This is a genomic window from Enterococcus phoeniculicola ATCC BAA-412 (assembly GCF_000407505.1).
GTDB classification, from domain to species: domain Bacteria; phylum Bacillota; class Bacilli; order Lactobacillales; family Enterococcaceae; genus Enterococcus_K; species Enterococcus_K phoeniculicola.
This window is the reverse complement of the sequence record NZ_ASWE01000001.1, coordinates 1,384,269-1,396,741: the sequence shown is the minus strand read 5'-3', so window position 1 is coordinate 1,396,741 and position 12,473 is coordinate 1,384,269. Positions and strand designations below refer to the sequence as shown.

At 37.1% G+C, this 12,473-nt stretch carries 14 protein-coding genes; 6 read left to right on the top strand and 8 right to left on the bottom strand.

The window, feature by feature from the left end; genetic code table 11:
* Position 1: 1 nt before the first annotated feature.
* From citE to I589_RS06460, 7 genes are read right to left on the bottom strand one after another with little or no spacing between them, the layout of a single operon-like run.
* Positions 2-889 (bottom strand): citrate (pro-3S)-lyase subunit beta, encoded by an 888-nt coding sequence (gene citE / locus I589_RS06485; RefSeq protein WP_010768907.1) that lies wholly within the window; start codon positions 887-889, stop codon positions 2-4.
* Positions 877-1,185 carry a citrate lyase acyl carrier protein gene (citD, locus tag I589_RS06480; protein ID WP_010768908.1) on the bottom strand — a complete coding sequence of 103 codons (309 nt, stop codon included), beginning with the start codon at positions 1,183-1,185 and terminating at the stop codon, positions 877-879. Before citD ends, citE begins: the two co-directional genes overlap by 13 nt.
* A 12-nt stretch (positions 1,186-1,197) precedes the next feature.
* Positions 1,198-2,193, bottom strand: a complete 996-nt coding sequence (gene citC, locus I589_RS06475) for a [citrate (pro-3S)-lyase] ligase (RefSeq protein WP_010768909.1) — start codon at positions 2,191-2,193, stop codon at positions 1,198-1,200.
* Positions 2,194-2,210: 17 nt separating this feature from the next.
* Positions 2,211-2,336 carry an OadG-related small transporter subunit gene (locus I589_RS18695; protein WP_010768910.1) on the bottom strand — a complete coding sequence of 42 codons (126 nt, stop codon included), beginning with the start codon at positions 2,334-2,336 and terminating at the stop codon, positions 2,211-2,213.
* A gap of 15 nt (positions 2,337-2,351) precedes the next feature.
* Complete coding sequence (locus I589_RS06470; RefSeq protein ID WP_010768911.1) at positions 2,352-3,467, bottom strand: sodium ion-translocating decarboxylase subunit beta; 1,116 nt, start codon at positions 3,465-3,467, stop codon at positions 2,352-2,354.
* Between the two features lie 43 nt (positions 3,468-3,510).
* A complete protein-coding gene (locus I589_RS06465) occupies positions 3,511-3,909 on the bottom strand; it encodes an acetyl-CoA carboxylase biotin carboxyl carrier protein subunit (RefSeq protein WP_010768912.1) in 399 nt (132 codons plus the stop codon).
* A gap of 18 nt (positions 3,910-3,927) precedes the next feature.
* Positions 3,928-4,254: a hypothetical protein gene (locus I589_RS06460; RefSeq protein WP_010768913.1), complete on the bottom strand. Its 327-nt coding sequence runs from the start codon at positions 4,252-4,254 to the stop codon at positions 3,928-3,930.
* Between the two features lie 418 nt (positions 4,255-4,672).
* Between I589_RS06460 and I589_RS06455 the strand changes: the two genes are divergently transcribed.
* From I589_RS06455 to citG, 3 genes are all read left to right on the top strand, one after another.
* Positions 4,673-6,019 (top strand): CitMHS family transporter, encoded by a 1,347-nt coding sequence (locus I589_RS06455; protein ID WP_010768914.1) that lies wholly within the window; start codon positions 4,673-4,675, stop codon positions 6,017-6,019.
* A 147-nt stretch (positions 6,020-6,166) separates the two neighbouring features.
* Complete coding sequence (locus tag I589_RS06450) at positions 6,167-6,862, top strand: GntR family transcriptional regulator (protein WP_010768915.1); 696 nt, start codon at positions 6,167-6,169, stop codon at positions 6,860-6,862.
* Entirely contained in the window at positions 6,855-7,724 is an 870-nt protein-coding gene (gene citG / locus I589_RS06445) for a triphosphoribosyl-dephospho-CoA synthase CitG (RefSeq protein WP_010768916.1), read from the top strand. Before I589_RS06450 ends, citG begins: the two co-directional genes overlap by 8 nt.
* On the opposite strand, the gene I589_RS06440 is transcribed toward citG, so the two are convergent.
* Complete coding sequence (locus I589_RS06440; protein WP_010768917.1) at positions 7,721-8,431, bottom strand: response regulator transcription factor; 711 nt, start codon at positions 8,429-8,431, stop codon at positions 7,721-7,723. The genes citG and I589_RS06440 overlap by 4 nt on opposite strands.
* 48 nt (positions 8,432-8,479) lie before the next feature.
* On the opposite strand from I589_RS06440, the gene I589_RS06435 reads away from it, so the two are divergent.
* The 3 genes from I589_RS06435 (at position 8,480) to I589_RS06425 (ending at position 12,451) form a co-directional block, all read left to right on the top strand.
* The gene (locus I589_RS06435) at positions 8,480-10,285 is read left to right on the top strand and encodes a sensor histidine kinase (RefSeq protein WP_010768918.1); all 1,806 of its coding nucleotides are present in this window, start codon (positions 8,480-8,482) and stop codon (positions 10,283-10,285) included.
* Positions 10,286-11,255: 970 nt separating this feature from the next.
* Entirely contained in the window at positions 11,256-11,801 is a 546-nt protein-coding gene (locus I589_RS06430) for a hypothetical protein (protein ID WP_010768919.1), read from the top strand.
* Positions 11,802-11,803: 2 nt separating this feature from the next.
* Complete coding sequence (locus tag I589_RS06425) at positions 11,804-12,451, top strand: DUF5105 domain-containing protein (protein WP_010768920.1); 648 nt, start codon at positions 11,804-11,806, stop codon at positions 12,449-12,451.
* The last annotated feature ends 22 nt before the right edge of the window (positions 12,452-12,473 follow it).

The following is a 12,473-nucleotide window of genomic DNA, read 5'->3' as shown; positions in this document are numbered from 1 at the left end:
ACTAAATATCCTCCTCAGTAATCAACTTAGCAGCTTTTGCTAACGCAATAACTCTTTGTGCACGCTCAACAATTGGTTTATCAACCATTTTTCCATTAACTGAAATAACGCCTGAACCCTTCGCCTCTGCTTCTCGAATACCCCAAATCACTTCTTTTGCATTTTGAATCTCTTTTTCTGTTGGTGTGTAGATAGCATTCACTAAAGGAATTTGACGTGGATTAATCACTGATTTTCCATCAAACCCTAATTGCTTAATTCGTTGCACTTCATTTTGGAATCCTTCCACGTTGTCAACATCAGAATAGACCGTATCAATTGCCGCAATACCTGCCGCTCTTGCTGAGTGAAGAATCATATTACGTGCAAATGATAACTCTTGGCCATCAGGATAGCGTCTGGTTTTCATATTGGTTACATAATCTTCTGCACCTAGAGCAATCCCGATTAAGCGAGTAGAAGCTTTTGCGATTTCTCGCGCATTTAAAACCCCTTCTGCTGACTCAATGGCAGCCATCATTTTTGTTGTTCCCACTGGGATTTGGTTCTCTTCTTCAACAGATGTAATCACAGCATCTACATCCACAATATCTTGGGCCGTTTCTGTTTTAGGTAAGCGAATCACATTTACACCCGCTAAAACCATCGCTTCTACGTCTTGTGCACCACCTGCATCTAAGCTGTTTATACGTACTACGGTTTCCACCTGACTGTAATCAAACGTTTTCAATGCAAAATGAACCAATAAACGCGCAGAATCTTTTTCTTTTAAAGACACAGCATCTTCTAAATCAAACATAATAGAGTCTGCACCATAGAGTGGAGCATCTCTCAACATTGCAGCATTTGCACCTGGTACAAACATCATTGTTCTTCTTAAGCGTTCCATGAGCCAATCTCCTTCCAGTCGTAGGTATCTTTTTTTGCTGCACGATGAACCGCTGTAATGGTACGCGCTTGAATCGTGCAATCTAAAGCTCCTTTATCAACCGCTGTTACGCGAACGGCTTGAACACCTAAATGTTTCATCGTATCTTCAATCACTTGTCTGATTTGTTTTCCAAACTGTTTTTCTACACTACTTTCTAAAGAAATTTGGATTTCTTTCTCTTGAATTGGCTCAACAGTTACCATAATATCGCTAGACTCAACAGTCCCCGCAACCGCACTTTGTGTAATTTCCACGTTGTTTCACCTCTATAGTTTTTTTTTTTTCTTTAAATAGTTATAGGTTGTTAACGGCAAATAGTCGATTAATCGCTTGTCGTCATGCATTCTCAAAGCTTCTCTAACCTTTGTTGCGCTAATGATTTCCCCATGAACACTTACTCTAGGCAAGATAACCAGCTCTAAATCTGTACCAAATACTTCTTTCATGGACTGATTGTAAAGATTTGTAACTCTTGAGTAAGGCTCTTCTCCAACATAGCGTGTTTTTATATCTAAAACAGGCGCAATTTTCTCTTTGAATAGCTGGGCATCCAATTTAGCTTGTATTTTCGCTACATTTTCCACTGCATCATCTTTTAAAAAATAGGAAGGAAACGTAGCAGAAGAGATAAGATAATCATTTGTTTTGAGCACTGTTACATTAGATAAATGTGCAACCCCTTGTCTCACCATCTCTAAGCGATCCTCTGATGAAAATTCTGAGCGGTCTTCTGACAAGACAAACACATACACTTGTGTACTTTGTTTTGAAGCTGCCTCAACAAGGTATTGATGTCCTTTAGTAAAAGGATTCGCATTCATGACCAGCCCGCAACCTGAACCTTCTTTTTTTGCCTCTTTTAACTGAGAAAGATAGCTCTGAAAGTTAGGCACACCCTGTTCCATAAAAAGAATGTCTATCGTTTCAATAATTGTTTGAAAACCAAGCGAACGAAAGATCCCCGCATTTTGGGGTTTCGTATATAAAAAGTAATGGTCTATCCCTTCTTCTCTCAAACGATTGATAAGATGCTGAACAATCTCCGTTAACAGGTTTTCTGATTGAACGTCTTTACAGACAACTAAGCATTTTAGAATATTTCGATAATAGGAGCCTGTTGCCACAAGCGTTTCATTACGATAAATTCCTATTGTATAGTCAAGCTCCTCGTTCTTATTCAAATTTGCCTTATCCATCAGGAAAGACCATTGTTCATACGCGTGTTTATCTTTTGTTAGCCACAATCTTTTTACTGAATGCATAGAATCCTCTTCTTCATTTATTTTTTAACGGGAAAAAGCTTACTTAATAGTACAGACGCAAAGTAGATGATCAAGATAACTACGAAAACGCCACCCCATCCTAGTACCAATAACTCTAATGATTTTGTTAAATCTGCTGACATACACGTTCTCCTTTCTTACGCAATCAGAGCAAGCAGTAATCCACCTGCGATAACTGAAGCAATCTGTCCTGAAACATTTGCACCTGCAGCATGCATTAAAATAAAGTTTTGCGGATCTTCATCTGTTGCCATTTTCTGAATCACTCGACTAGACATAGGGAAAGCAGAAATACCTGCCGCACCAATCATCGGATTGATTTTTTCTTTTCTAAACAGATTTAGCAGCTTCGCAAATAATACGCCACCTACAGAATCCATAATGAAAGCAACAAGTCCTAAAGCAATGACCATAAGTGTATCCACTTGTAAGAACTCTTCATATTGCATTTTTACTGAAATAGATAAGCCCAACAAAATACTAATAATATTTACTAGTTCATTTTGTGCTGTAATTGATAAACGATCCAACACACCACATTCTCTTAATAGATTTCCAAACATTAAGAATCCTACTAATGGAAGAGATACTGGTGCAATCAATCCCGCTACCACAGAAATAACAATTGGGAATAAAATTTTTGCTGTTTGTGAAACTTCACCTGCACGGTAAGTCATGCGAATACGACGTTCTTTTTTCGTTGTCACAGCTTTTATTGCGACTGGCTGAATAATTGGAACGAGTGCCATGTAAGAATAAGCCGCCACCATAATTGCACCCATATATTTGGAGTTTAAGGTGTTCGCAACAAAGATAGACGTTGGACCATCTGCAGCTCCGATAATCCCAATTGATGCGGCATCATTTAAATCAAATCCTAATAAAACCGCTACAATAATTGTAAAGAAAATCCCGAACTGCGCTGCTGCTCCAAATAAAAGCAAGAACGGATTTTGTAATAATGGCCCAAAGTCAATCATTGCTCCTATTCCGATAAATAATAGAAGTGGGAATAATTCAGTTGAAATCCCCATATCAAACAAGACTTGAAAAGGTCCTGCTTCGCCTCCAGCACTTAACACACCAGAATTTGGGAAGTTCACTAAAATCGTTCCTAATCCCATTGGAACTAACAGTGTTGGTTCATACTCTTTCTTAATTCCTAAATACATCAAAACGCCGCCAATTATCATCATGACTATTCGTCCTGGCTCTTGTCCCATTCCTAAAAACCCTTCAATAAGTGTCTCCACTAACGTCACTTCCTCTTTTCAATTAAATTTCTTTTTCTATAAATTACTGAATCGTAATTAATGGATCTCCCGGATTCACCATCTCACCTTGCGTTACATGGATACCCGTTACTGTTCCAGATTTTCCGGCAACAATTTCATTTTCCATTTTCATTGCTTCTAAAATCATCAACGGCTGATTTTCTTCAACCGTATCTCCTACAGCAACCAATAGTTTCAAAATTGTTCCTGGCATAGGTGAAGGCATTGCCTCAGCGCCTGCTTGTGTTACTGGTGCTGCTGGTGTTGCTGGTGTCTCAGATACAGCTGGTGCGGTTGGTTGAGGTGCTGCTTCTTGCACAACCGGTTGGACAGGAGCTACCGGCTGTGGTGCGCCCCCAATTTCTTCCATCTCGACTAAGTATTCTTTTCCATCAATTGAAATTTTAAATTTTCGTAACATTCTTTTCCCTCCGAAATATTATTTTTTCACAATCTTTTGAACAACAAACTGACTTTCTTCATTTACACCCGCTGCAAGACTTGTCGCTATAATAGAAACAAGTGCCGCTTCTGGATTACGCTGCAAAATCTTTTTCACGACAAACTGACTTTCTGGCTGATTTCCTGTGGCAATCGCTGTCGCAATCAGACTGACCAACTCATAATCCTCCGCATTTGCATCGATATATGCGGGGACCGCTTTCCATTCTTCTTCTGTTTTCATTTTCTCGATTGTTTCAGAAGATGGCTGCGGTATTTCCAGATGTGTTTCTTCTTTTTTGAACAGTCGTGCAAATATGCCCATGCTGTGGCTCCTTTCCTTTTTTTGCTCTCATTCACATTATAGTTAGAATAGACCAATTCGGTAGTTCAAAATCTTCTATTATTGTTTTTTTTCTGTTCCTAATTTTCAAAAAAAATGATAAAACGCAAACAAACCCCTACAAATAAGGCTTTTCAGGTCGTTAAGATTTTATTAATATCTTGTTAAGCATTCGCTAAGATTAACTATACCAAATTGTTTTTTTCCTGTTCTTTTTTCTGAATTGACCTATCTTATCAATGAAATATTGCTTATTCTATACTCGTCAAACGGGAAAAAATAAATCCAATAAGCGTACTCCCCATCTCGTACGTACAGCACACCGCTTTTTTATTGGATAGGATTGATACCGTTTACAAAAACAGAACTTATTAATTGATTTGTAGAAAGGAAGAAAAATATGTTACTGACCGTTTTATCTTATGCCATGATTATTGTCTTCATGTTTGTAATCATGAAAAAGAAAATGTCTCCATTCACTTCTCTGGTTGTTATTCCTTTAGTGTTCACCTTAGTTGCAATGGTAGCTGGAGTATCAAATAAAGGAAATATTGGAGATTTTGTATTAGAAGGAATCAAAACAACCTCTAATACAGGGATTATGTTGCTTTTTGCCATCTTATACTTCTCTATTATGTTGGATGCTGGGTTATTTGATCCAATTACAAAGAAAATGATTTACTTTGCCAAAGGAGATCCGATGAAGGTCTTGATGGCAACGGCAGTCGTTGCTGCAACTGTTTCTTTAAATGGTGATGGAACGACAACTACATTAATTTGTTGTTCAGCTTTTATTCCAATTTATAAGAAGTTAAATATGAAAATGATGAATCTAGGTGTATTGATTATTTTACAAAACACCATCATGAACTTATTACCTTGGGGCGGACCAACCGCACGTGCAATGGCTGTGTTAGAAGTTGATGCAGATATTCTTACGTACTTAGCTCCTGGAATGATTCTTTCTGTTTTATATGTTATTTTCTTCGTTGCTCGCCGTATGGGGAAACAAGAGCGTGCGCGTTTAGGAATTACTGAGTTGTCAATTGAAGAAATTGAAGAAATGACCACAGTAACAGATCCTGAAACATTACAAATTCGTCGTCCAAAAAACTTTATCTTTAATGGATTGTTGACCATTGGATTAATTGCATGGCTAGTTGCTAGCTCATTTGTTGATTCAATTGCTCTTCCTCCACTTCTACTATTCTTAGTAGGAACTTGTATTGCTTTAATGGTGAACTATCCAGTATTAAAGGATCAATCTTCACGTATTGGTGCAAACGGCGGAGACGCTGTTCAAGTTGTTATTTTAGTATTTGCAGCCGGCGTATTTATGGGCTTATTCCAAGGCTCAGGAATGGCTGAAGCTTTAGCAAACAGCTTCACTCACATTATTCCAAAACAATTAGCTGGATTCTGGGGATTAGTCATTGCGATTATTTCTGCACCAGGAACATTCTTTATCTCAAATGATGGCTTCTACTTCGGTGTTCTTCCTGTACTAGCTGAAGCGGGACGTGCATACGGCTTTACAAATATGCAAATGGCTCTTGCTTCACTTATGGGACAAGCATTCCACTTATTGAGTCCACTTGTTGCCTTCATCTACCTGCTTTTACGTCTAACTGGGTTAGATATGGGTCAATGGCAAAAAGAAGCAGCAAAATATGCACTAGGTATCTTTGTTATCTTTATCGTAACTATCGTATTACTTGGTCATATGCCACTTTATATTCCACAATAAAAAAATAAGTGCATTTTGGGACGGGTCGTTATTACGGTCTCGTCCCTCTTTTTATTAATAACCGATGAGGATAATCAAAAAACCATTGAAAAACTTCTGCTATCGAGATATATTTTCAGATGCATCAGGAGAAATGAGGAAGAAAAAATGAGCAATATTGTTGAAGCTGTAAGAAAAAATTTAGATTTAACACAAAATAAAACCTTAAACGTTCTTATCTACGAAGCGTTTCGGAAAACCATCATTCTAGGAGATATTCCAGCAGACACACGAATTAATGAAAAAGTGTTTGCAGAAGAACTAAATATCAGCAGAACCCCTATTCGTCTGGCAATGAAGCAGCTGGTCAATGAAAAGTTAGTTGAACACGTGCCCAAAGTCGGCATTGTTGTTAAAGGAATCCGGATGAAGGACGCTTATGAAATCTATGATATTCGTAAATCGTTAGACACCTTAGCAACGATAAAAGCAATGAATCAAATGACCGAACAAGATTTTCAGGAGTTAAAAGAGCTTTTGGAACGTGGAGAAGCCTATAATAAAGCAGATGAAACGGAACTAGTTTTGAAAAACTTTTCAGATTTCAATGCCTTCATCTATGAAAAAAGCCAAATGCTTCGATTAAAATCTATTGTCCTTGAACTGCAGGCTTATCTTGTCTATTTTCGGGACATCGCGATTCGCTCCTCTAAAAGAAGAGATAAGGCATTAGAAGAACACTGGTTGATTTATCGGGGAATGAAAACAAAAAATGTAGAGCAAATTACACTGATTACTCATGAACATTTAGATCGTTCTCTACAATTTATTTTGGCAGAAATGGAGCGCAGACAAATTGATTAATTCTTCTTGTTGTCACTTACTGACAGATTATGCTGAAAAAGCCTTACTTTATGAGGTAACCCTTAGTCCAAAACCCGGTCTTGTAGACCCCTTATCTGCAGGAGCCCATAATGATATGGACGTCTTTACTTTTATAAACAGCACCGTTAGTCTGCGTCCCTTTTTCCACCAATATGTAGAGGCTGGACTTACACATACGGGCACACCCATTGACTTGTTTGATAAATTAAGAAATATTGGTGTACAGGCAGAAAAAGCAATGCTGCAGGCAACCGATGGGGTTAATACGCACAAAGGAGCAAACTTTTCATTTGCAGTCATTTTAGGTGCTACGGGCTGGCATCTTCAAAAGCGAACGCTCAGCACTCCATGGACAAAAGAAGACAGTCAACAAGTTTTCGAACGTACGAGTCAATTGACTGAACACTTAATTTTAAAAGATTTTGCAAACTTAGAAACAAAACAGACGCTTTCTTATGGTGAGAAACTCTATCTTGACTATGGAGTAGCAGGAATACGAGGCGAAGCTGCTGCTGGGTATCCTAGCCTTTCACACAAGCTTCTCCCCTTCTTGCGAAATCTTCAAAATCTACCTGTTCAGGAACGACTATTGCGTGCACTACTTTTTTTAATGAGTGAAATTGAAGATGGAAATTTACTTCATCGCGGAGGATTCAACGCTTGGGAAGAAGTCAAACTGGAAAGTAAAAAAATTCATCAAGCCGCTCTTACAAAAGAAGAACTGCTTGATGAACTGCAAAGATATGATCTTATTTTAACCAAAAGACATCTAAGTCCTGGCGGGTCTGCTGATCTTTTAGCCTTAGGTATCTACTTTGCTCAGCTTGAAGGTATTCTTTAATCTCCCTGTGGTAAAAATGTATAGCCCAAGCCCCACACGGTTTTTATATAGCGAGCATTTTTAGGATCATCTTCAATTTTATTTCTCAAATGATTAATGAATACCATAATTGTATTTGCGTCTAGTTCACTTTCATTCCAGACACTCTGATAGATTTGCTCTTTTGAAAAGACCTGATCTGGATTTTCCATAAAAAATTGCATCAGCTTTATCTCCTTTGAAGAAAGCTTAATCTGTTCTTCTTTTTTATAGAGCTGATAGCGGGAACGGTCAAAACAAAAGTCACCTACAATAATTTTACTCTCTTTTGAAAGTGTCCGATGTTCTTTTAACACTTGACCTCGATCAAGTGTCGCAATGACTTGCGCTTTTAACAAGTTGGGTAAAAAAGGTTTTGTCATGTAGTAATCCGCACCCATCTCCAAGCCAGCGATGATGTCCTCCTCATTTTTCTTTCCACTTAGAAAAATAATTGGCACAATAGGGTCTTCTTCGCGTATAATTTGAGCAAGATGGTAGCCATCATTTTCATGTTCCAAACTAATATCTAATAAGTACAAATCAAATTTTACCCGTGTCATAATGTCAATTGTTTTTTCGACAGAATCACTTTGATAGATTAATATTCCTGTTGATTGTAATGACTTCCATATTAAACGTCGAATCGCTGGATCATCATCAATGACAAGAATTTTCTCGTTTCTCACTTTTTTTTCCTCCTAATTTTCTATCTAATTTTTTAAGGGAGATGGCTTATGAAAAAACCTTCAAACAAATTACTCAGTCTCGGAATCATCACCGTCATTTGCCTAACTGTATTAGGGATTATTATTACGGCAAGCAGTTACCGGCAAACACAAAAACATGCACTAGAGATGGGGGAAAATCAACTAGCCAAAATTAATGACTCCGCGATTAAAATCCTACGTCTAGAAATTAAATCCTATACGTTGGCATTGGAAGATTATGCTTCAAATATCTTTAATGGAAACAATTATCATGAGCTGGTTGAAGATAAACAAGTGCAAAAAAGTCTCCTGTTTAAAACGTCGGCAGCCGCCGGATTATATCTTGTATCTCCACAAGGGACTCTTCTTTCTGGCAAAGATATTCACGCTGATCAATTTACCGAAGAACCAATAACAGCGGTTCACTTTGACCAAGACCCTCTTTACAAGGAAGCTTTACAAGGTGAGATTCTTCAAAATGGAGAAGCCTATTTTATTGGAAATATTTCGTACGTCAACTTATACCGACCTGTCTACGATAAAAGCAATATACTGCAATCCATACTTGTTTTGCCCATCAATCTTGAAGAGCTGTACCAACAAGAGATTGATACCACTGAAAATCAAAATGGATATACAATGGTCAAAAACAAAGAAATGAAAGTACTCATGCATCCTTCTAACGAACAAGTTGGACTGGACATCATAAAAGGTCGTCAGAAAAAATATCCTGATTTAGATTACACAGACCTCGCCCATTTAGAAAAAGTGCAAAAAGCAAATGCAAAAGGAACATTAAATTATAGCTCTTACTGGTGGACAGAAGAACAACCAAAAAAGGTCTTAAAAATGTCTGCCTATGAATGGATTACAATCGGCGACGCACGATGGATTGTTGCTAGCTCCTCTGATTTTTATGAACGGAATGGATTAGCACTCCAAGAAAATCTTGTTATCTTAGGTCTACTAACCATCTTACTAGCTATTATTATTCTTTTAGGTGTCAGCTTTAGTAACTACAATCGTCGAAATCGAACTTATTTGGAAAATCTCCGGCTTGTCGAACGTCAAAAATTTCTAAAAGAAAAACACGCATTAGAAAAAACAATGATGCAAAAATCACAGTTAGAAACAGTGGGCCTGTTAACAACTACTATCGTTCATGATATGAACAACTTTTTGACACCCATGATAGGAAACCTGCAGCTGCTCCTTGAAGAATACCAGTCGAATGAAGCGCTCACTGCCGATTTAAAAGAAGTCTACAAGGCGGCTGAAAAAGGCCAAAAGCTATCAACAAACGTCTTACGTTTTACAAAAACTGGAACGAAAAACAAAGAATACTGCTCTATTGAAGAAATCACCTCAGAAGCAATTGAAACCATGAATATACTGGTTCCAAAAAAGGTCTCTCTTACTTATCAGTCCTCTCCTTCTGGCAGTGCATTGTTTGAACCAAATGATTTACAGGTAATTTTATATAACTTGATTACAAACGCCTATCAGGCTCAGGCAGAAACCCCTGTGATACAGGTCAACCTCTCATTAGCAGCTGGTGAATATTTGGCAAATTTCCAAAGTCACTCACTTGCCTATAAAAACAAAGCATTTGCTCAAATTACAGTGACAGATAATGGACCTGGTATACCAAAAGAAATCGAAGAAAAAATGTTCACACCCTTCTTTACAACAAAAACAGATACTGATGGGACAGGACTTGGGCTATTTATCGTTTCTTCTATCATTAAAAAAAATGACTGGATACTTGATGTAAAAAGCACAACCTCTGGAACAACCTTCATACTTGGTATCCCAGTAGATACAAAAAAATAATTCACCACCTACGTATACTCGTCTATTTTGATTCTCTTAATTAAAATAGACGAGTTCTCTTCTTATAAAAAAGTAATCGCTTGCATTGTTTACAAAACGCTTTTGTTGGTTTATTCACTATTCTCTTATTATAACCAAAAAAAACAAAGGTTTGACTAAAAACACAATAAAAAACCAGTGAGTCTTTCAAGAGAAAACGTAAGGGGTTTCATCTATCATCACTTTGGATTCACTGAGAATATAAAAAAAAGAGAGGAAATGAGAAACGGTCTAATGAATAGCGCTTAGAAAATGTATCTAGTAACAAGATAAGGTATATAAATTGGTTCGTGAGTTAATTCTATTCCACTGTTTACCAGCTGATTCTTGACGGTAAACCAGATATTATCGGTAAAAAAATTAAAGAAAAATTCATTCCTTATAAAAGGATCTGTTTAGTATTGAAACGAGGGTGAGATATAACTAATTAAGTTATACCCCACCTCGTAAACTCTTAATAAAGGTCGGGAAGAGAAGAAACTCATCTTCTACGCGTGGGACAGGCTAAAATTGACGGTCTCCTCTTCTTTTGTCTCTTCTCACTTCTGTCCTGATCTCCTTTTTTGTGGTAGATAACCGTCATCTTCAAAGAGTATATTTTCTTTGGCTGAGTCCAAATATAATAGAAGAAAAAATCGTAACAGAGACTACTCCATATTTGATTCCTCTTTAATAGATTCTAAAATGATTCACTAATCATCCTCTTCTTTTTATCAGACTGACTATCTTTTCAAAAGCTCATTCAGTTTATTTATCAAAAATACAAAAATATCCATTAACTTTCCCACCATTCCAGTCCCTAAATCTCTCCTGTCATCCTATAAAAATAATACCGCGACTGAAATCTATTTAACAAATCATTCAAAAAGATAGTATAAATTTACATTATAGATTATAATCTATATTCATATAAATTTTTTGGAGGGATATTATGAAAAAAAGAATAGTATTGGGGTTTTCTTTTCTTTTAACTATGGGGATTTTTAGTCTAACAGCTCTATCAGCAGATGCAGCAGCACCAAGCTCGATCATGGAGCTACGACAAGAAAAAATCGCAAAAAAACTGGCTTTTTTACAGGAAAAAGCAGGTGTTGAAGTAAAAAATCGCGTACAGGTAAAAATCGAAGAAAAAGAAGCCGCTATTGCGAAGAAAAAAGCAGACGAACAAGCAGCAGCGAAAAAGAAACAAGAAGAGGCGGATAAACAGGCAGCTGAATTGGCGGCACAAGAAACAGCGAAAGCTGAACAGCAAGCAGTTGAACAAGCTGCTCAACAAGAAGCCGCTCAAGAAACCTATGCTGCAGATAATTCACAACCTGATGTAACGACTAGTGCGAGTCAATCCGGTCGCGAAATTGGTGAAAAAAATCGTGAATATGGTGAACAGTTAAGCAATCCAGATTTAAGTTGGGAAGAACGTCAACAAATTATTCAAGAAAAGAAAAACTATAACCAAAATAATCACGGTGGATGGTAAACATGAAGAAAAAAATAGTGACCATCGCATTCAGTATTTTCTCTCTTTTTTTACTAGCCGGTTGTAAAAAAGCCGCCGATCCTAGTGAAGCCTCTAAACAACTTGTAGACGCGATAGTCTATGACAAAAAGAGTGACATACTATCTGACTCTTTTTCTATTGATAAAGATACGCTTTTTAAAAAGGAAAAGACCTCTACACTGACTGAACTATTTTCAGATGTTACGCTTTCTAAAGAGAGCCAAGAGAAACTTTCCGCACTCGATCAAACTTACATAAAAAAGTTTAATGAACTGACTTCTTATTCCGTAAAAGAAATAAAGAATAAAAAAGGAAAAGCCGTTATTGCGTTAACGATTACTGGGATTAAGAGTTTAGACGATAAAGAGCTAGAAGAAAGTTTGGATAAATCGATTGATAGTATGGCTGATAAAATCACCGCAGAGCTAACAGATGAACAAATTAATCAGTTAGTTACAGATGCTACAATAGATACCCTCTCTGAGTTGATTAACACAAAACTCACGACAAAAGAAAAACAAACCATCAACTTAGAATTAATGCTTGATTCTGAGGATACTTCAAAATGGACGATTATGAACCAAGATCAATTTGTTCAGGAGTTGATTGAAGCATTTGGCAGTCTTTAAAATCTTTACAGACGAACATCAA